The sequence below is a fragment of the Phenylobacterium sp. genome (assembly GCF_036402295.1).
Classification (GTDB): Bacteria; Pseudomonadota; Alphaproteobacteria; order Caulobacterales; family Caulobacteraceae; genus Phenylobacterium.
On the sequence record NZ_DASWTE010000140.1, the window covers coordinates 1 to 18,788 of the forward strand.

17 protein-coding genes, 1 tRNA gene and 1 pseudogene are annotated in these 18,788 nt (G+C 69.8%); 12 read left to right on the forward strand and 7 right to left on the reverse strand.

Annotated features, from left to right (window positions below; all coding sequences use genetic code 11):
• The 6 genes and pseudogenes from VGD44_RS08560 to VGD44_RS08585 all read left to right on the forward strand — a co-directional run.
• On the forward strand, positions 1-699 hold a 699-nt coding region (locus tag VGD44_RS08560; protein WP_331085894.1), incomplete at its 5' end, for a TonB-dependent receptor.
• Positions 700-732: 33 nt separating this feature from the next.
• Positions 733-1,334 (forward strand): annotated as a pseudogene (locus VGD44_RS08565) (protocatechuate 3,4-dioxygenase subunit beta); the annotation flags it as partial.
• 182 nt (positions 1,335-1,516) lie between these two features.
• Positions 1,517-2,101, forward strand: coding sequence for a carboxymuconolactone decarboxylase family protein (locus tag VGD44_RS08570; protein WP_331085896.1), 585 nt, complete (start codon positions 1,517-1,519; stop codon positions 2,099-2,101).
• Positions 2,102-2,149: 48 nt separating this feature from the next.
• Complete coding sequence (locus tag VGD44_RS08575; protein WP_331085898.1) at positions 2,150-2,389, forward strand: hypothetical protein; 240 nt, start codon at positions 2,150-2,152, stop codon at positions 2,387-2,389.
• 137 nt (positions 2,390-2,526) lie between these two features.
• Positions 2,527-4,563, forward strand: a complete 2,037-nt coding sequence (locus tag VGD44_RS08580) for a hypothetical protein (RefSeq protein WP_331085900.1) — start codon at positions 2,527-2,529, stop codon at positions 4,561-4,563.
• Between the two features lie 9 nt (positions 4,564-4,572).
• On the forward strand, positions 4,573-4,980 hold the full coding sequence (locus tag VGD44_RS08585; protein ID WP_331085902.1) for a hypothetical protein: 408 nt from the start codon (positions 4,573-4,575) through the stop codon (positions 4,978-4,980).
• Between the two features lie 346 nt (positions 4,981-5,326).
• Here VGD44_RS08585 and VGD44_RS08590 read toward each other — a convergent pair whose 3' ends face one another.
• From VGD44_RS08590 to VGD44_RS08605, 4 genes are all read right to left on the reverse strand, one after another.
• The gene (locus tag VGD44_RS08590) at positions 5,327-5,896 is read right to left on the reverse strand and encodes a hypothetical protein (RefSeq protein WP_331085905.1); all 570 of its coding nucleotides are present in this window, start codon (positions 5,894-5,896) and stop codon (positions 5,327-5,329) included.
• A 192-nt stretch (positions 5,897-6,088) separates the two neighbouring features.
• Positions 6,089-6,163 (reverse strand) — tRNA-Val (locus VGD44_RS08595).
• An 18-nt stretch (positions 6,164-6,181) separates the two neighbouring features.
• A complete protein-coding gene (gene gph / locus VGD44_RS08600; protein ID WP_331085907.1) occupies positions 6,182-6,892 on the reverse strand; it encodes a phosphoglycolate phosphatase in 711 nt (236 codons plus the stop codon).
• Positions 6,882-9,143, reverse strand: coding sequence for a transferrin receptor-like dimerization domain-containing protein (locus VGD44_RS08605; protein ID WP_331085909.1), 2,262 nt, complete (start codon positions 9,141-9,143; stop codon positions 6,882-6,884). Before VGD44_RS08605 ends, gph begins: the two co-directional genes overlap by 11 nt.
• A 109-nt stretch (positions 9,144-9,252) precedes the next feature.
• Here VGD44_RS08605 and glmU point away from each other — a divergent pair, with 109 nt between their 5' ends.
• The 6 genes from glmU to VGD44_RS08635 all read left to right on the forward strand — a co-directional run bounded on the left by glmU (position 9,253) and on the right by VGD44_RS08635 (position 16,183).
• A complete protein-coding gene (glmU, locus tag VGD44_RS08610) occupies positions 9,253-10,605 on the forward strand; it encodes a bifunctional UDP-N-acetylglucosamine diphosphorylase/glucosamine-1-phosphate N-acetyltransferase GlmU (RefSeq protein WP_331085911.1) in 1,353 nt (450 codons plus the stop codon).
• Positions 10,602-11,288 (forward strand): ribose-5-phosphate isomerase RpiA, encoded by a 687-nt coding sequence (gene rpiA, locus VGD44_RS08615; protein WP_331085913.1) that lies wholly within the window; start codon positions 10,602-10,604, stop codon positions 11,286-11,288. Before glmU ends, rpiA begins: the two co-directional genes overlap by 4 nt.
• Before the next feature lie 9 nt (positions 11,289-11,297).
• Positions 11,298-12,680 (forward strand): glutathione-disulfide reductase, encoded by a 1,383-nt coding sequence (gor, locus tag VGD44_RS08620; protein ID WP_331085915.1) that lies wholly within the window; start codon positions 11,298-11,300, stop codon positions 12,678-12,680.
• A 27-nt stretch (positions 12,681-12,707) separates the two neighbouring features.
• Positions 12,708-13,892 carry an O-antigen ligase family protein gene (locus VGD44_RS08625; protein WP_331085917.1) on the forward strand — a complete coding sequence of 395 codons (1,185 nt, stop codon included), beginning with the start codon at positions 12,708-12,710 and terminating at the stop codon, positions 13,890-13,892.
• Between the two features lie 87 nt (positions 13,893-13,979).
• On the forward strand, positions 13,980-15,359 hold the full coding sequence (locus tag VGD44_RS08630; protein WP_331085919.1) for a class II 3-deoxy-7-phosphoheptulonate synthase: 1,380 nt from the start codon (positions 13,980-13,982) through the stop codon (positions 15,357-15,359).
• Entirely contained in the window at positions 15,359-16,183 is an 825-nt protein-coding gene (locus VGD44_RS08635; RefSeq protein WP_331085921.1) for a class I SAM-dependent methyltransferase, read from the forward strand. The genes VGD44_RS08630 and VGD44_RS08635 overlap by 1 nt, the downstream gene beginning before the upstream one ends.
• A 225-nt stretch (positions 16,184-16,408) precedes the next feature.
• On the opposite strand, the gene VGD44_RS08640 is transcribed toward VGD44_RS08635, so the two are convergent.
• The 3 genes from VGD44_RS08640 to VGD44_RS08650 form a co-directional block, all read right to left on the reverse strand.
• Entirely contained in the window at positions 16,409-16,639 is a 231-nt protein-coding gene (locus VGD44_RS08640) for a MotA/TolQ/ExbB proton channel family protein (RefSeq protein ID WP_331085923.1), read from the reverse strand.
• Between the two features lie 267 nt (positions 16,640-16,906).
• Entirely contained in the window at positions 16,907-17,074 is a 168-nt protein-coding gene (locus VGD44_RS08645) for a YdcH family protein (protein WP_331085925.1), read from the reverse strand.
• 106 nt (positions 17,075-17,180) lie between these two features.
• Entirely contained in the window at positions 17,181-18,749 is a 1,569-nt protein-coding gene (locus VGD44_RS08650) for a carboxylesterase/lipase family protein (RefSeq protein ID WP_331085927.1), read from the reverse strand.
• Positions 18,750-18,788 lie beyond the last annotated feature (39 nt).

Here is an 18,788-nt window from a genome sequence, read left to right on the forward strand (position 1 = left end):
GGCTTCAAGAGCGGCGGCTTCCAGGGCATCGCCGGCTCGGGCGTCAGCCAGTCGACGCCGTACGACCCCGAGTACGCCTGGAGCTACGAGGGCGGCGCCAAGACCCAGTGGCTGGACAAGCGCCTGCAGGTGAACCTCTCGGTGTTCCATACCGAGTACAAGGACCTGCAGGTCTCGCAGCTGGTGCCGCTCTGCTGTGTGGTGGTCGGCAACGCCGCGACCGCCGAGATCGAGGGCCTCGAGGTCGAACTGGTGGCGCGGCCGATCCCGGGGCTGCAACTCGAGGCGGCCTACGGCTATCTGGACGCCGAGTTCACCAGCTTCGCCACCGGCGCCACGGGCAACTTCACCGGCAACGACCTGCCGCGCTCGCCGAAGGACAAGATCCACCTCGCCGCGCAGTATAGCGTCGACATCCAGGGCTGGGAGGCGCTGGGCCGCGTCGACTACACGAACCAGGCGCACATGTTCTTCGAGGGCTCGAACATCGCGACGCAGAAGCAGGAAGGCTACATCAACGTCGATGCGCGCGTGTCCCTGACCTCGCCCGACAAGCGCTGGCAGGTGGCCGTGTGGGGCAAGAACCTCACCGACGAGCTGGTGGCCACTTACGTCACGGCCTTCGCGCCCTACCGGCAGGTGCTGGTGCCGTACGCGCCGCCCAGGACCTATGGCGTCACCCTGGTCTGGAGGATGTAGGCTCCGCGGGATCGCGGGCGGAGATGGAACGGAATGGCTGAGCCCGACGAGTATGCGCGCGACGACGCGGGCCAGCCGCCGTCGCTGTACCCCCGTACAAGTCCACGGTCCTGCGTTCGCCCTCGCAGCCGCTGGTGCGCATCCCGCAGACCCTGACCGAGACGACAGGGCCGCACGACTTGGGCCGACTCATGGGTCCGGCGATGGCGGACCTTACCGCGCAGCACGCCGGCGTCCCGCTGGGCCAGCGGATCGTCGTGGCGGGGCAGGTGCTGGACGAGCGGCGCCGGCCGGTGGCGAACACCATGATCGAAATCTGGCAGGCGAACGCGGCGGGCCGCTACATCCACGCCAAGGACCAGTGGGACGCGCCGATCGACCCGAACTTCACGGGCATGGGCCGGGTGATCACCGACGACGAGGGGCGCCACGAGTTCGTCACCGTGCGGCCGGGCGCATACCCGTGGGGCGACCATGACAACGCCTGGCGGCCGTCGCACATCCACCTGTCGCTGCTGGGGCCGGCGTTCGCGACGCGGCTGGCGACCCAGATGTACTTCCCGGACGATCCGCTGATCCCGCTGGACCTCATCGCCTGTTCCGTGCCCGAGCCCTACCGCGACCGCATGGTGGCCGCATCGCCGCGGCCATCGCGGGCGCCGAGGTCGCAAGGCTCGACGCCGCACACCTGCCGTGCCTGGAGGCGCCCGCCGCCTTCTCCAGCGCCGTCGAGGCCCTCCTGCTTCGTGGCGCCAGCGACGCCGTAGTCGACGCGCGCGACACGCTCTTCGACGCCGGCCTTGCGGTGCGCCGCCAGGTGCTGGGCGACGCCTGGGTCCATCGCGCCCTGGCGTCGCGCACGCCCTTCAACGCCGACTTCCAGGCGATGATCACCCGCTACGCCTGGCACGAGGTCTGGGGTCGCCCCAGTCTCGACCATCGCACCCGGCGGCTGCTGGTCGTAGCCATGACCGCGTCTCTGGGCCGCTGGGAGGAGTTTCGCCTGCACGTGCGCGCCGGCCTGGAGCAGGGCGGCTTCACGCAGGACGAGCTCAAGGAAGTGCTGCTGGAGACCGCGGTCTACGCGGGGTCCCGGCCGCCAACACGGCTTTCGCGGAGGCCGCCGCCATTGTCGACGCGCTTGAGGCCCAAGGGCCGTAGCCGCCTTGCGCGAATAGCCGGCGGAGACCCGGCCGGTTTTGTCCGGGAACTCGTCTCCAGAACCTGGGGGCACGGAGGCGGAGCTGACGGACGTGGCCTGCGGCGCATCTGCGGGTTGCGGGCTCGAGTCCTGCCGGGGCTACACCGCGAACTCCGCGATAGCTATGGGGCGTCCGCGCCGATGTGTCGTTATGCGAAGCGCGCCGTCGCAAGCGCAGCACACCGCGCCAAAAAACTGTGAAACCTCAGCGATTTCACTGGCGCGAAGCGCCCCCGTTCGGGCTCAATGATGACCAGAACTTGGGGTGCGGCTGTGGATGATGCGACCTATGTGATCTTCGCGGCTAAGGCCGCCCGCGCTCGCGTGCGCGAACGCCTGCGCGCCGCCGTCGATGAGACGGTTCGCTGGACCGAGCGCAAGAGCTTCAGCGGCAGCGAGTTCTTCATCTCCGGCCCGCCGGCGCGGGCGCGCGAAGCCCACGCGGCGATGATGCTCTGGATGGTGAAGGGGTCGTTCGAGCCACGCTGACGAGCGACCGCAGCTGGCGCGTCCCAGACGACGGCTTGCGCATCTCCCCGGCCTTGCAACCGTTCCACCGTTTGCATCCTGCCCATGGTCCGACCTAGGCTCAGGCGGGGGCGGTTGCGGCGGAGGAGGGCGCCGGGATGCACCGCGAGTACAACCGCAGCTGGACGCGCTTCCACGACGATCCGCGAACGGTCCTTCTGAACCAGGTTTCCGAGGTCGACTATCCTGCCAGCCTGGCAGAGGTCATCGAGCTCTGCCGCGATCGGCCGCCGCAATCGCGTCTTCGCGCAGCCGGCAGCCATTGGGCGCTGTCCGAGGCGGCGATCAGCGATGACGTCTTCATTGAGAGCCATGATCCTCAGGACCAGGTCCAGGCCATGGACCGCACGCTCACGGACGTCGTGCCGGGCTGCCTGCATCCGACAGTCCTGGAGAGGATGAAGGACGAAGCCTGGCCCGCCCGCTACGGGACGCTGATCCACTTCGAAAGCGGCAAGCGCATCTACCAGGCCTACGCCGAGATGGAGCAGATCGATCAGTGTGACGATCCCAAGACGCTGGGCGGTTACATCCGGCAGATTTCGGGGACGTCGCATTTCGCCGGTCCATGGGCGTTCGAGACCCTCGGCGGCGCGGGCGGTCAGACCGTGGTGGGGGCCTTCAGCACGGGAACCCACGGCGGCGATTTCGACCGCGGCGCGGTCGCCGACAGCGTGGTGGCGGTCCACTTGGTGGCCGACGGCGGCGACCACTACTGGATCGAGGGCGTCGACGACCAGCGCTACCACCCGCATCTCACCGACGATGCGAAGTTGCGCGCGCTCTATGGCGCGCCCGAGTTCGGCGGTCCCTCAAAGTTCCACGTCATCCGCGACAACAACGTCCTGAATGCGGTGCGGGTCGCTGTGGGCCGGTTCGGGATCATCTACTCCGTGGTGGTGCGGGCGACGCCGCAGTACTCGCTGTGGGAACGACGCCGGCTGCACCTGTGGCAGGACGTCAAGCATCAGATCAACGCGAACTCGGCTGGCAATCCGGGCCTCTTCCAGGACCCGCTGGGCCAGCCGCCGGACCCGCCTCAGCGCTTCCTGCAGGTCGTGGTCTGCCTGACGCCGCACCTGAACTTCCAGCGCAATCTCGTGGGCGTGACGAAACGCTGGCAGGTCCCCTTGGCGATGGGCCCGCAGGGGCTGACCCAGCGGGTCGGCTCGGTCGTCAGCCCGGCGGGCGCGCCGCTGGTCTTCGACAAGGCCGGCAAGACGCATCCGTACGCCCCGGATGAAGACCATCCCGAACGCGCCGGCAGCGGGTCGCTCCTCGAGCGCATCTGTTCCAGCGGCAGCTTCCTCCATGGCGTGCTGGAGTACGTCTACGAGGAGATCAAGGACTTCGTGGAGAGCAACGGCGCCGCCGTGGGCGCAGGCATCGCCGCGGTCGCTGCCGCCGGCGGCGCGGGGCTGCTGACGATGCTGGGGGCGCTGGCGCTGGTGGCGCTATTGATTAAGGAGCTTCTGGAGGCCTTCGACGCCGACGACCGGTTGGGCGAGGCGCTGGAGGCCATCAAGAACAAGCTCCTGGACCCGAACGAGCCGGACCCCATCAAGCGCGCGGCCGGGCTCTTCGCCTGGCAACTGATCGCCTACGGCGTCTTCCAGGCGATGCAGGGCGACCAGGACTACTGCGCGCGCAGCTACGCGGTGATGGATGGCCACGACTATCTGGACCAGAGCTGCCAGCACAATGTGGCGTCCGTGGAGGTCTTCTTCGACGCGAACGACAGCCGTCTGATCGCCTTCATCGACGCCCTGATCGCCTTCGAGATCCAGCAGGAACTCCGTGGCAAGTCGTTCCTCGGCTATGCCTCCCTGCGGTTCATGGGCCCGACGCAGGCGACCCTCGGCATGCAGCTATGGGACAGGTCCTGCGCGGTCGAGGTGGCCGGTCTCAAGGACATGAGCGGCAGCGAGGATATGGTGGAGTACGCCACCCAACTTGCTTTGAACCCGAACATGGGCGGGGTCCTCCATTGGGGGCAGTACAACCCCGCGAACCGGCAGCAGGTCGAGCGGCGGTTTGGCGCGAGGCTGACGGCGTGGCGCGGCGTGCTGGGGCAGTTCAACGGAAGCGGCGGCTTCTCCAGCGCATTCACCCGCCGCACCGGGCTCGAGCCCTAGGAGGCGCGGATGGAAGAACTCCTGATCTTCTACGGCCGCTGGCACATCATCTCGGAATTGCTGGAGCGCCGGCCTGGCCTCACCGCAATGCGCCTGACGATCTCAGGCGCCGGCGCGGCGGACGGTGAATTCCTCAACCCGGCGCCAGGCTGGGCCGTTTCGCCGGCGGCAGACGAATGGACACTGCGCTTCGACGTTTCCCTGGACGCCCGGGCCTTCGAGTGGCGGCCGCTTAAGCGTGAGTTCAGCTTCGATATCGCCACCGGGCTCGTCGCCGACGTGAGGTCCTCCCTGCCGCCCGACCCGGTGTTCTTCGGCGACCTGCGCCTGAAGTGCATGTCCGGGGACATTCGGAGCCACCCCACGACGATGCCGGACTTCACGATCCCCGAGCGGGGCCATCATCCGCCGCCCTAGCCGAGAGCTTGAGGTGGCGCGCCTTGGTCGCTGCCGCCAGCAGCGGCGGTCGCAAGGTCTGCATAGCAGACCTGCATCGGGCCGCCTCACTGCGGGGTTGGGCGCGATCGGGCCAAGGTCGCGGACGACTGAGGCATTGGTCGAGACCGTAGGCTCCGCCCAACCCAGACCTGTGGACGCCGCAAGGGACGCGAGCGCAGGACAAGGCGCAGTACGTCGGTCCTGCGCTAGATGCGGTCGACATTGGCGTTGGCGCCGGCGACGTTCTGCACGTAGAGCATCGCCTGCCCAAGCTCGGCAGCAGCCTACGCCCTCGTATTGAGGCCCCCGGGGGCCCGGTGCGAAGTCAACGGTCGTCCGCCTCGGGCCCCCCGTGTGCGGCGGTAGCGCTAGACGACCCGGCGGTCACAGGATCAAGCGCGTCGGCTTCGGCAAGCGCGGCCCAAGCCTCCGTCTGTCCGTCGGCGGCGCCTCGCACGTCCGCGACGAACCCACGGATATCGCGGGCCGTCCGCCAAGCCTGGGCCTGGGAGAACAACAGCTCACGGCGCGCCTGTGCTTCCGCCGCGCGCTGCTCGCGGGCCCGCCGTTCGGCCTCCGCGCGGCGCGCCGCAAGCTCGGCCGCGAGCCGCTCGCGCTGCTCCAAGTCCCATTCGTAGCGGCGTTGCCGCTCCGCCCGATAGGCGGCCTCGCCGGCGATGAGGATGTCGAGGCCGATGTCGGTCAGTTGCGACTCGAGCTCGGCCGGGTCCGTGTCGCACCAAATGGCCTGGTAGCCGGCGTTCGCGCCGAGCTGGCCGATGGTCAGCTGTAACGTGTCCGCGGCGCCGTCGCGGGTTTGCCACTCGCCCTGACGGTTTGGCTTGGCCTTCGGATGGTCCAGTACGAGCGACACCCCGGCATGGCCGACCCGCACGCTGAGCTCACGGCCGGCTTGTCCGCTGATGGTGAGCCGGGACCCGAAGTAGCAAATACGACGGCGCCAATAAGCGCCACGCGGGACGCGCCGGCCAAGATCCAGTCCATCTTCCGCACCTTGCCGATTGGTGGGCGTGATGATGGGTGCGAACCCATGATCGCCAAAAAGTTTACCGATTTCAGGGAGGAATGGTGGATGCGACAGGGATTGAACCTGTGACCCCCTCGGTGTGAACGAGGTGCTCTCCCGCTGAGCTACGCATCCGCCGCAGGAAGTGGCGCGCTATAGCGGACCCGTTTGCGCGCCGCAAGCGCTCAACAGCCGCAGGCAGGCGGCGGGTAGGTCGTCGAAGCTGTGGATCAGTTCGTCGGGGCTGAGGTCGGCGGCCGGGATGTCGGTGTAGCCGAAGCTGACGAGGATCAGCCCCGCCCCGGCCGCCCGGGCGGCGCCCGCGTCGGTCCCGGAGTCGCCGACGAGGATCGTGCGGTCCATGGTTCCGCCGGCGGCGTCCACGGCGGCGTGCAGGTGCCGCGGATCAGGCTTCGCGGCGCCCGCGGCGTCCGGGCCCACGATCGCGGCGAAGCGCGGTGCGAGGTCCAAGGCCTCGAGAAGAGCGACCGACAGGTCCGTGGGCTTGTTCGTGCACACCGCCAGCTTCGCGCCCTCGGCCGCCAGCGCGTCGAGCGCCGCCATGCAGCCCGGGAACGGCCGGCTCTCCTGCGCGATACGGCCCAGGTAGTGCGGGATGAACCGCTCGAAGAGCTGTTGCAGGCGGGTGGGATGCACCACTTGGCCGGCGGCCTGGAAGCCGCGCTGGATGAGCGGCCGCGCGCCGTGGCCGATGAAGGGCCGCGCCGCCTCCAGCGCCAGCGGCGACAGGCCCTCCTGGGCCAGCAGGTGGTTCACCGTTCCGATCAGGTCGGGCGCGGTGTCGACCAGCGTGCCGTCGAGGTCGAAGGCGATCACCGCGCCGTCGAGGGGCCTAGTTGCCATTCAGCACCGCGGTCGCCGTGTCGAGGCCGGCGGCGTAGTCGCTGAGCGCCTCGGCGGTCAGCCCGATGTAGGTGGACGCGTCGTCGAAGCGGCGCTCCTCGATCGCCTCGCGCACGCCCGGCAAGGTCTTGGCGCCGTAGCCCGTGAAGCGGCCGGGCGCGTAGATCATGTTCTTGTACCAGGGCCGGAACGGCAGGCCCTGGTCGCGCAGCAGCCGCTGCTCCAGCGGCAGCAGGGCCGCGTCGAGCCTGGTCTTCTGGGCGGGGGTCAGTGACGCCGCCTTCGAGGCCAGGGTCTGGTCGAAGGCCGAGGCGCTGGCCTTCACCTTCGCGAGCGCCGCATCGAGACGGCTGAAGTCGATCCGCGGCGAGGCCGGGAACGGCGCGGGGTCGCCGCGCGACATGGTGGGGTCGTCCGAGAGCTTGAACGCGCCGCCGGCCAGCAGGCGGGAGCGCACCTGGGCCTCGTCGCTGCGGGTGACGGCGAGCTTCTTCACCTCGTCGAGGTACGTGGCGACCGTGTCGGCGACGTCGGCGTAGCGCTGCACGGGCGTTTCGGCGTCGGCCATCCTCAGGACCATCCGGCCGGTGATCTTTGCGAGTGCGCCAGCGTAGGCGTGGCCGGGGTCCACGAAGCGGCTGTGGTGCTCATAGGTGTCGTAGGCCGAGTGGTAGACGCCGCCCGACTCGCCCTCGTCGCCGAAGCCGACGTTGAGGCTCGCGAGGCCCAGGTTCTGCAGGAAGGCGGAGTAGTCCGAGCCGGAGCCCAAGGCCTCGATCGGCAGATCGCGGGCCGGATCGCCGGCGATCTTGCCCAGCGCCACGGCGCGTGGATTGGCGCCCGGCTCGGCGCCCTGCACGGCCAGGCGTGCGCGCAGGCGATCGCGGATGGAGACGCCGGTCTGCGGGTCCGTGACGTCGGCCGCCACCGCGTTCACGAAGTGCTGCAGCGCGTGGTTGCCGCCCACGCCCAGGAACCCGCGGGCGTTGGAATCCGAGTTGATGTAGACGAGCGCCTTCTTCTTGAGCTCCGCGGCATGGGTCTCCGCCCATTCGGTGGAGCCCAGCAGGCCCGGCTCCTCGCCGTCCCAGCTCGCGTAGACGATGGTCCGCTTCGGCTTCCAGCCGGCCTTGACGAGCGCGCCCATGGACTTGGCCTCGGCCATCATCGCCACATGGCCCGAGAGCGGGTCGGTGGCCCCGAACACCCAGCCGTCGCGGTGGTTGCCGCGCACGATCCAGACGTCGGGCTTCTGCCGGCCCTTCAGGGTCGCGATGACGTTGTAGACAGGCTTCAGGCTCCAGTCGGAGACCACCTTCAGGTGGACCTTCGCCGCGTCGCCGCCGCCCACGTGATAGGTGATCGGCAGGCTGCCCCGCCAGGCGGCTGGGGCCACCGGCCCGTCGAGGGCCTGCAGCAGGACCTGGGCGTCGCCGTACGAGATCGGCAGGGTCGGGATCTTGAGGATCGTCGCGGCGTCTTCCCGCGCCATGCGCTTGGCGTCCTTGGTGGAGCCGTAGCCCGGCGTGGTCGGATCGCCCGGCGCGGTCGGCAGCTCCATGACCGAGCCGCGCTGGAAGCCCTGGGCCGGCCGTGCGGCGCCCTTCGGATAGACGTCGTCGATGGCGTAGCCGTCGTCTCGCGGGTCGGAATAGATGATCGCGCCCACCGCGCCGTGGTCCTGGGCCAGCTTGGGCTTGAGGCCGCGCCAGCCGCCGCCGTAGCGGGCGATGACGATCTTGCCCTTCACCGAAACGCCCATGCGCTCGAGCGCGTCGTAGTCGGCCGGCATGCCGTAGTTCACGTAGACCAGCGGGGCCGTGACGTCGCCGTCACCCTGGAAGGCCACATAGGCCGGCAGTTCGTCCTGGGTCCGGCTGGAGGTCTCGTCGCCGGGGACGGGCCGCTCGGAGAGCGTCGCCTTGAATGGCGCGCCGGCGCCGGTCGTCAGCTCCAGCGCCACCTCCTTCGGCGTCGGGTACAGCACCCAGAACGTCTCGATCTTGGCGTCCCAGCCCCAGCTCTTGAACTGGGTCAGGGTCATCTCGGCGTTCTTCTTGTTGTGCGGCGCGCCCACGTGGATCGGCCCGGCGGCCATGGTCTTCAGCCAGCCGCCCATCTCGGCCGGGTCGATCATCGTGTCGAACCTGGCCTCCAGCGCCTTGTCGGGCGCGGCCTGCCCGGCGGCCGGAGCGAGGGCCACGACGGCCACGGCGGTGAAGAGGGCGGCCAGACGCGAACGAGATTTCATGGAGACTCCCCGACAGGACGGCGCGGACGCTAGCCGGTTGTCGCGCCGGCTCACAAGGCTTGCTAAGCGGTGGGCGTTCGAAGACTCGCGCTGCCGTGGGGAGAGCTGCATGACCGCCAGAGCCGCCGTGATCATGGCCGCCGGCCACGGCACGCGGATGAAGTCCAAGACGCCCAAGGTGCTGCACCGGGTGGGCGGCCGCCGGCTGCTCGACCGGATCATCGACACCGTGCAGGCGGCGGGCTGCGAGCGCATCCACGTGGTCGTCGGCACGATCCCCGAGGTCCGCCAGCTGGTGGTCGACCGCCTGGGCGAGAGTGCTGTGGTGGTCCAAGACCCGCCGAAGGGCACAGGCCACGCGGTGATGTGCGCCGAGGCGGCGCTGGCCGACTTCGACGGCGACGTGCTGGTGGTCAACGCCGACCCGCCGCTGCTCACGGCCCAGGACCTCGAGCCGCTGTTCACACTGCGCCGGGGCGGTGCGGCGCTGGCGCTCTTGGGGTTCGAGCCGGTGGATCCGCTGCTTTACGGTCGCGTGCTGCGCGGCGCCGACGGCCACGTCCTGCGCATCGTCGAGCCCAGCGAGGCGAACGAGGAGGTCAGGGCGGTCAAGCTGTGCAACGCCGGCATGTACCTGGCGGGCCGCAGGGACCTGTTCCGCTGGCTGTCACGGCTGACCGACGACAACCCGAAGAAGGAGTACTTCCTCACCGGCATCATCGCCGAGGCGGTGCACGAGGGCCTGCTGGTCCGCGCCCACGTGGCGCCCGAGACCGCGGTGATGGGCGCCGACACGCCGATGCAGCTCTCCCAGGCCGAGGCCGAGTTCCAGAAGCGGCGTCGCGCCTTCTTCCTCGCCGAGGGCGTCGCCATGACGGCGCCCGAAACGGTCTTCTTCTCCTGGGACACCGAGATCGCCGCCGGCGCCACCGTCGAACCCTATGTGGTCTTCGCGCCCGGCGTGAAGGTGGCCACGGGCGCGGTGATCCGGGCGTTCAGCCACCTGGAGGGCGCCGTGGTGCGCGAGGACGCCCTGATCGGCCCCTACGCCCGCCTGCGGCCGGGCGCCGACATCGGCGAGGAAGCCCACATCGGGAACTTCGTTGAGGTGAAGAAGGTCATGATCGGCAAGGGCGCCAAGGCCAACCACCTGGCCTATCTCGGCGACGGTTCGGTGGGCGCGGGCGCGAACATCGGCGCTGGCACGATCTTCTGCAACTACGACGGCTTCTTCAAATACGACACCCACGTGGGCGAGGGCGCCTTCATCGGCTCGAACTCGGCGCTGGTGGCGCCCGTGACCATCGGGGCGGGCGCCTACACCGGCTCGGGCTCGGTGATCACCCGAGACGTGGCGGCCGACGCGCTGGCGCTGGGCCGCGGGCTGCAGGCCGAGAAGCCGGGCTGGGCCGCGCGCTTCCGCGAGGCGATGAGTGCGAAGAAGGCCAAGGCGAAGAAATGACCGATCCAGACGCTCAGAAGCGCGCCGCCGGGGAAGCCGCAGCGGCGTTGGTGGAGGCCGGCATGGTCGTGGGCCTGGGTACCGGCTCGACGGCGGCCTGGTTCGTCCGCGCGCTCGCCGAGCGGAAGCTGGACATCCTGGGCGTGCCGACTTCGCAGGCCACCTCCGATCTGGCCGCGAGCCTCGGTATCCGGCTGGGCGAGCTCGGCGAGACCAAGGGCATCGACCTCACCGTCGACGGCGCCGACGAGATCGGGCCCGGCCTGTCACTGATCAAGGGCGGCGGCGCGGCGCTGCTGCGCGAGAAGCTGGTGTGGGAGGCGTCGAAGTCGTGCGTCGTGATAGCGGACGCCGCCAAGAGCGTGAAAATACTGGGAAAATTTCCCTTGCCGATCGAGGTGGTGGCGTTTGGGCACAAGACCACGGCCGAGCGGATCTGCGACGCGCTGGCGGAATGCGATATCGGCATCGCCCCGATGCTTAGGCGCAAGGACGGCCAGGCTGTAAGAACCGACGGCGGAAACCTTATCTATGACGCTCATTGCGGCCGGATCGAGGAACCGGCGGCCCTGGCGGCGGCGCTGAAGAGCGTCACCGGCGTGGTCGACCACGGCCTGTTCCTCGACCTGGCCGATCGCGCGCTGGTCGGCACGCCCGACGGCGTGATCCAGCTCGAACCCTAGGAGTCGCCGGTGGCGGACTACGACTACGACCTCTTCGTCATCGGCGCCGGCTCGGGCGGGGTGCGCGCCGCGCGCCTGGCGGCCATGAGCGGCGCCAAGGTGCTGGTGGCCGAGGAGCACCGCGTCGGCGGCACCTGCGTGATCCGCGGCTGTGTGCCCAAGAAGTTCATGGTCTATGCCTCGGAATATTCGAAGCATTTCGAGACCTCCCGGGGCTACGGCTGGACTGTCCCCGAGCCCAGCTTCGACTGGCCCCGCTTCCTGATGGCCAAGGACAACGAGATCGCGCGCCTGTCCGGCATCTACGTCCGCAACCTGCAAAACGCGGGCGCCGAGCTCGTCCACGGCAAGGCCCGCCTCGTGGACCGCCACACGGTCGAAGTGGAAGGCCACGGCCGCGTCACCGCCGACAAGATCCTGATCGCCACCGGCGGCCGACCCTGGATGCCGCACGACCTGCCCGGCATCGAGCATGCGATCACCTCCAACGAGGCGTTCCATCTGGAGCAGCTGCCAAAGCGGGCGGTCGTCGTGGGCGGCGGCTACATCGCACTCGAGTTCGCCTGTATCTTCAATGGCCTGGGCGTGGACACGACCGTCGTCCACCGCGGCCCAAACGTCCTGCGCGGCTTCGACGACGACATCCGCAGCCATGTGGCCGAAGAGATGGAAGCCGCCGGGATCAACATCCGCCTCGGCTCGCAGCTCAACCGGATCGAGAAGACCCCGGATGGCCTGATCGCCCACTGCATCGACGGCCACAACCTCGAGGCCAACGTGGTCATGTTCGCCGTCGGCCGCGTGCCCTACACCGACGACCTGGGCCTGGACACGGCCGGCGTCGCGCTGACCGAGACGGGCGCCATCAAGGTGGATGCGTATTCCCGTAGCAACGTCGACAACATCTGGGCCGTTGGCGACGTCACCGACCGCATCAACCTGACGCCGGTGGCGATTCGCGAGGGCGCGGCCTTCGCCCAGACGGTCTTTTACGACAACCCCACCACCTTCGATCACGACATGGTCGCCTCGGCGGTCTTCACGCAGCCGCAGGTGGGCTCGGTGGGTCTCTCCGAGGCCGACGCCCGGCACAAGCACGGCAAGGTGGACATCTACCTCTCCAAGTTCCGGCCGATGAAGGAGACCTTCTACGGCGGCCAACAGCGGGCGCTGATCAAGCTGGTGGTGGAGCAGGGGAGCGAGCGCATCCTGGGCTGCCACGTCGTGGGGCCGGACGCCGGCGAGATCATCCAGATGGCCGCCATCTCGCTGAAGATGGGCGTGACCAAGCCGCAGTGGGACGCCACCTGCGCGGTGCACCCGACGCTGGCGGAGGAACTGGTCACCATGCGCGAGAAGTACATGCCGCCTGCGCTGGGCGCGGTGGCGTAGCGCGCCGAAGCCCCGTATCAGGCGCGCATGAGCGAGGCGGCCCCGACGCGGGACAGGCTGGGGATTTGGTGCGGCTGGGTCCTGGCCGTGGCGGCCGCCTTCACGCCGCTATTCGCCTGGCTGGGCCCGCTGGGCTTCGCGCCGCTGGTTGGGCTCGCCGGCCTCCTGTGCCTGCCGGCGCTCCGGATCAGCGGCCGCGAGGCTCCGCTGGCGGTCGTGCTGTTGTTCGTCGTCGCCTGGGCGGCGCTCTCAACGCTATGGAGCCCACACAAGCCGGATGAGCTCGAGGACTACACGGCCCTGAAGCTGGCATTGCAGGCGCCGCTCTACTGGGCCGCCTGGTGGGCCGCCAAACGGGTCGACCCGGGGCTGCGGCGGCTGACGTTGCTCATCTTTGCGTGGGGGCTCGCCCTCTACGGCGTGGTCCTGCTGATCGAAGCGTTCACGGGCGCGGGCATCTACCAGGCGCTGCGCAACGCCCTGGACGATCCCATCCGCCCGGACCTGGCGCAGAAGAACATCGCGCAGGGCAGTTTTGCGCTGGCGCTACTGTGGCCGGTAGCGCTGGCCGGCGGGATCCGGGCCGGCGCCCCGGCGTGGCTTGCGCTACCGATGGCCGCAGGGACGGCGCTCCTGGCCAGCCACTTCCTGACCGACGCGCCGACCCTGGCCGTCGCGCTCGCCATGGGCGTGGGCGGCATGGTGCTGGTGTGGCCGCGCTCCGCGCCAAGGGCGTTCGGCGTCGCGACGGCGCTGCTGATAGTCGGCATGCCGCTGATCATCCTGGCCATCCGCCCGCTAGGTCTCGGCCAGCAGCTGCCGGAGTCCTGGGCCCAGCGGGTCGGCTACTGGAACTACGCGCTGGCGCGCATCTCCGAGCACCCATGGCGCGGCTGGGGCCTGGATGCGAGCCGCGCCTTCAGCCCGCACATCCAGCTTCATCCGCACAACGGCCCGCTGCAGCTCTGGCTGGAGCTTGGCCTTCTCGGCGTTTCCGCCGCCGCCCTGGTCTGGGTCTTCGCCTTCCGAAGGCTTGCGCGCGGCGAACGCAGCCTGGTCGCCGCCGGCGCGGCGGCCTCCGCCGCCGTCTATGTCTTCTTCGGCGCCGTCAGCTTCGGCGTCTGGCAGGAGTGGTGGCTGGCGCTCGGCGCCCTGGCCGCGGTGATCGCCGCCCTGGCGGATGCGGAAGGACGCGACGACGTGGCCGACTGACCACGGCCAAGGCCCATCGACGCTCCGGGCCTTGTCGAGTAAAACGCGCGGCCCGTCGAACAACCGGCGGTTCTCGAGTTGAAACCGATGATCGAACACTGGACGCCCGCATCTTGGAGGGGCAAGCCCGCGAAGCATATCCCGTCCGACTACCCGGACCTGGCCGAGCTCTCGCGCGTCGAGACCCAGCTCCGCAAGATGCCGCCCCTGGTGTTCGCCGGCGAGGCGCGCCGGCTGAAGAGCCTCCTGGGCGACGTGGCGGCCGGCAAGGCCTTCCTGCTGCAGGGCGGCGACTGCGCCGAGAGCTTCAAGGAGTTCGCGGCGGACAACATCCGCGACACCTTCCGCCTGATCCTGCAGATGGCGGTGGTCCTGACCTTCGCGGGCGGCAAGCCGATCGTGAAGGTGGGCCGCATGGCCGGCCAGTTCGGCAAGCCGCGCTCTTCGCCGGTGGAGAAGATCGGCGACGTCGAGCTGCCGTCCTACCGGGGCGACAACATCAACGGCATGGACTTCACGCCCGAGAGCCGCACGCCCGACCCGAACCGGCTGATGCAGGCCTACGGCCAGTCGTCGTCGACCCTGAACCTGCTGCGCGCCTTCGCGGGCGGCGGCTACGCCGACCTCTACAACATCCACCGCTGGACCCTGGGCTTCGTGAACGACAGCCCGCAGGGCGCCCGCTACCGCGAGCTGTCGGAGAAGATCTCCGAGGCGCTGACTTTCATGGCCGCCATCGGGGTCACGCCCGAGACCCATCCCGAGATGCATCGGGTAGAGTTCTTCACCAGCCACGAGGGTCTGTTGCTGGGCTACGAGGAGGCCATGACCCGGGTCGATAGCACCTCGGGCGAATGGTACGACACCTCGGCCCACCTGCTTTGGATCGGCGAGCGCACGCGCCAGCTGGACGGCGCGCACGTGGAGTTCTTCCGCGGTATCAGGAATCCGATCGGCGTGAAGGTCGGCCCGACGCTGGAAGGCGATGAGCTCAACCGGCTGATCGAAGTGCTGAACCCCAAGGACGAGCCGGGCCGGCTCACGCTCTACGGCCGCTTCGGCTCCGACAAGATCGCCGACCGCCTGCCGCGCCTGCTGAACGCAACCAAGGGCCGCAACGTCGTCTGGGCCGTCGATCCGATGCACGGCAACACGCTGACGGCCAACAACGGCTACAAGACCCGGCCGTTCGACCGCATCCTCTCCGAGGTGAAGTCCTTCGTGGATATCTGCATGGCCGAGGGGACCCATCCCGGCGGCGTGCACCTGGAGATGACCGGCCAGAACGTGACCGAGTGCCTGGGCGGGGCACGTGCGCTGACCGAGGGCGACCTGGCCGACCGCTACCACACCCACTGCGACCCGCGGCTGAACGGTGAGCAGGCGCTGGAACTCGCGTTCCTGGTGGCCGAGCGCCTCAAGGACGACCGCGTCGACCTGTCGGAACGCGTCGCGCAGGCGATCTGATGGGCAGCATGGACCGGCGCCACGGCCGCGAGGTCTTTGGCGCCGATCCGGCCCGGTATCACGGCGCGCGACCGGGCTACCCCGACTGGGTCTGGGCCTTGCTGGCCGAGCGCTGCGGCCTCGCGGCCGGTTGCCGCGTCTTCGAAGTGGGGGCCGGCACCGGCATCGGCACACAGGAGCTGCTGGCGCGCGGAGCGGCGGTGACAGCGATAGAGCCCGATGTCCGCCTGGCGGACTACTTGGAGGCGCGCCTGCCGTCGTCGCGGCTTGAGGTGCTGCGGCGGCCATTCGAACACGCGGTCCTGCCGGCCGGGGCTTTCGACCTGGGCTGCGCCTTCACATCCTTCCACTGGCTGGACCAGGACGAGGGCCTCGCCGCAGCCGCGGCCGCTCTGCGCCCGGGCGGCGCGTGGGCGATGGTGTGGAACGTCTACGGCGATCCTGAGCGCGCCGACGCGTTCCACGACGCCACGCTGGAGATCATGCGCACGCCCGAGGAGAGTCCATCGGCAGGCCTCGCCGGCCGCGTCCCGTTCGCGCTCGACGTCGAGGTTCGGCGGACGGACCTGCGGGCCGCGGGCTTCGTGGACGTGGACGTCGGCCGCGAGAGCTGGACGCTGGAGCTGGATCCGGCCGGCGTGCGGGCGCTCTACGCCACCTACTCGCCGGTCGCGCGGCTGGAGCCCGAGGCGCGGGCCCGGCTGCTGGACGGCGTGGCGGACGTGGCCGAGCGCGAGTTCGGCGGCCGTGTCGAGCGCAACATGGTCACCATCGCCTACACCGCGCGTGTGCCTCAGGAGCCACGGCCCAGCTCGGACCGCTGACGACGGCCACGCTGGCCTTGCCAGCTTTTGACGCGGGCGCCAGTCTCCGCGCCTCTTTGGGGCGAGCTTCAGGGCGGCGCGGATCGAATGAGCCGTCGCGAACTCCGTTGAGGAGGCTCGCCCCCTCCACCACACGCTCTACGGTCGGCTGGCGCCGACCTCGGCGGGCGGTCCCCCTCCCGCCGCTTCGCGGGGGAGGTGCGCCGGCGGCCCTGCCCGGGCGGACTAGGTTTGCGTGATCGCGCCCAGGCGGGCTCTGAGATGGTGGTGAGCGACAGTTGCGATCGCGGCGGCCAGGATGCCGAGCCCCAATGACAGCAGGGCCTTTGCCAGGCCCGGCGCTAGCGCCAGCAGAGTCGGTCCGGGACGCTTGTTGGTGATGCCGATGCAGATGGCGACCAGCCCGTAGCTCATGCCCAGCAGCCCCACGCCTGACGTGACGTAGGATCTCCGCACCGACGCCCCCAAATTGCGTATGTCGTTCCCGGGACTAAGGGCGCGCCTCGGCGGGCGCGACGGTCTCCAAAGCACACGCCTCGAACGAACGCAAAGCACGCGTCCGGGGGATCCAAAGTTGCGCCGCCGCAAGCCTTGCGGCGGGCCGCGCTGCGCGGCCCGCTTCCACGGCATCGCCGCCGTGGGATGGATCCCCCGGATAAGCCGGGGGATGACGATCTATTTTGGGAGAGCGCCGGTGGAGCGCTCAGTGAAGGGCTTGGGCCGCTAGAGCGATCGCTCGACCTGGGCGATCTGTTCCTTGAGCTTGAGTTTCTGTCGCTTGAGCGCCGCCAGCGCCAGATCGTCGGAGCTGGGGCTCCGGGTTTCCTTGAGGATCTTGGCGTCCAGGTCCTGATGCTTGCGGGTCAGCTGCAGCAGGTGTTGGCGGCTCATGCGGTGCTCCTCGCCGGCGCCCTGACGACATGTCGTGCGCAGGCCAGGCTATGTTGAGCGCGAATTCGTCGGGCAGTCGTTAAGCTCACGCGAATGTGCGTAGGCCTCACGTTCCCGCCTGGACGAACGGGACCTTCTCGAACAGCCGGCGTTCGGCGCCGCGGGGGTCGTCGGCGAGGCGCGAGGGGACGTCGAACACCATCGTCTGGCGGCGGCGCAGGGCGTAGGGCTCCCAGCGGGGGATGGCGGGGCAGTTCGGGTCGCCGGTGCGGGCGAAGGCGATGAAGGCCTCGCTCATCTGGTCGGCCATCGTCTGGGCATCGGCTCCTTTGGCCGTGGCGCCGGGCTTGGCGAGGTTGTCGAAGACGAGCTGGATGTCGCTGGCGTGCGGGGCGCGCAGGCGCTCGCCGCCGGCGGGGTAGTCGAGCTGGTAGGCGTAGGCCGGTGTCCCCGCCTTCGCACGCTGCTCGGCCTCGATGATGGCGGCGCGCCACGAGCGGGCGGCGGTGGTGGCGGCGAAGAGGACGTCGCTGGGCGAGTAGGCCGGATAGAGGCGCCGGTACTCGGCGATCACCGTGGCGGCGTCGATGTCGACCCGCATGTTGGCCTGGGTGAGCTTGCCGGGCAGGCCGGCCCAGTCGACGGTGAAGTTGGTCGGGTCGTTCCCCAGGAAGGCGCGGGTCTCGTCGTGGGTGTTGCCGATGATCATCGGGATCGCCGCCGATTGCGAAGGCGCGTCCGGATAGAACGGGTGGCGCTTCAGCGAGCGCTCGTCCAGCACCGGGCCGAAGTAGAGGCCGCCGAAACCCAGGACCGGGTCTTCGGCGCCAAGGCCTTCGACCAAGCGCTCGACCCGCAGCGTGCGCAGCTCGCCCGCCTGCTCGGGCTTCAGCTTCAGCGCGTCCAGCCAGGCGAGCGTGCGGCGGTGGGCGTTGCCGGGGCCGGACGCGGTGACCTGCTGGCCGCTCATGGTGGCGGCGCGATGGAAGAGGCCGGCGGCCGCGGGGGTGGCCATCAGGGTGGCGATCTTGGCCCCGCCGCCCGACTGGCCGAAGACCATCACCTTGTCGGGGTCGCCGCCGAAGTTGGCGATGTTCTGGCGCACCCAGTTGAGCGCCAGGATCAGGTCGAGCTGGCCCGCGTTGCCGCTGTCGGCGAGGTCGGGGACGAGGCGGCCGAGGTAGGCGTAGCCGAGGGCGTTCAGGCGGTGGTTCACGGTCACCACCACCACGTCACCGCGCTTGCAGAGCCGCACGCCGTCGTACAGCGGAGCCGAGCCGGAGCCGGACGAGTAGGCGCCGCCGTGGAAGTAGACCATCACCGGACGGTGGCCGGTCAGCGCCGGCGTCCAGACGTTGAGGAACAGGCAGTCCTCGCTCCGGGGCTCGTCGCCGCGGCCACGTTGAGGGGAGGCCGGGCCATAGCGCGTGGCGTCGGCGACGTTGCGCCAGGGCGCGGGCGCCGCCGGCGGCCGGAAGCGGCGGGGGCCGGTGTCGGCGCCGTAGCGGACTCCGCGGAACGCCAGGACCCCGTCGTCGACGTAGCCCCGCACCCGCCCATGCGCTGTCGTCGCGACCGGGGAGGCCTTGGGCGGCGCCGCGCGTGCGCTCCAGGCCAGGCTCGCGAGCCCCAGGCCTGCCGCCATCGCGTTTCGCCGGGTAAGCTCGGGGACCATGGAATCCGCCCTATCTTCTGCATTCCGGACACTATGACA

What these genes read in the sequence shown, in the direction of transcription:
- VGD44_RS08575 (WP_331085898.1), top strand. Translation starts at nt 2,150, where the DNA reads ATGACCAGAACTTGGGGTGCGGCTGTGGATGATGCGACCTATGTGATC.
- VGD44_RS08580 (WP_331085900.1), top strand. Translation starts at nt 2,527, where the DNA reads ATGCACCGCGAGTACAACCGCAGCTGGACGCGCTTCCACGACGATCCG.
- VGD44_RS08585 (WP_331085902.1), top strand. Translation starts at nt 4,573, where the DNA reads ATGGAAGAACTCCTGATCTTCTACGGCCGCTGGCACATCATCTCGGAA.
- gph (WP_331085907.1), bottom strand. Translation starts at nt 6,892, where the DNA reads ATGGCAACTAGGCCCCTCGACGGCGCGGTGATCGCCTTCGACCTCGAC.
- VGD44_RS08605 (WP_331085909.1), bottom strand. Translation starts at nt 9,143, where the DNA reads ATGAAATCTCGTTCGCGTCTGGCCGCCCTCTTCACCGCCGTGGCCGTC.
- glmU (WP_331085911.1), top strand. Translation starts at nt 9,253, where the DNA reads ATGACCGCCAGAGCCGCCGTGATCATGGCCGCCGGCCACGGCACGCGG.
- rpiA (WP_331085913.1), top strand. Translation starts at nt 10,602, where the DNA reads ATGACCGATCCAGACGCTCAGAAGCGCGCCGCCGGGGAAGCCGCAGCG.
- VGD44_RS08625 (WP_331085917.1), top strand. Translation starts at nt 12,708, where the DNA reads ATGAGCGAGGCGGCCCCGACGCGGGACAGGCTGGGGATTTGGTGCGGC.
- VGD44_RS08630 (WP_331085919.1), top strand. Translation starts at nt 13,980, where the DNA reads ATGATCGAACACTGGACGCCCGCATCTTGGAGGGGCAAGCCCGCGAAG.
- VGD44_RS08635 (WP_331085921.1), top strand. Translation starts at nt 15,359, where the DNA reads ATGGGCAGCATGGACCGGCGCCACGGCCGCGAGGTCTTTGGCGCCGAT.
- VGD44_RS08645 (WP_331085925.1), bottom strand. Translation starts at nt 17,074, where the DNA reads ATGAGCCGCCAACACCTGCTGCAGCTGACCCGCAAGCATCAGGACCTG.
- VGD44_RS08650 (WP_331085927.1), bottom strand. Translation starts at nt 18,749, where the DNA reads ATGGTCCCCGAGCTTACCCGGCGAAACGCGATGGCGGCAGGCCTGGGG.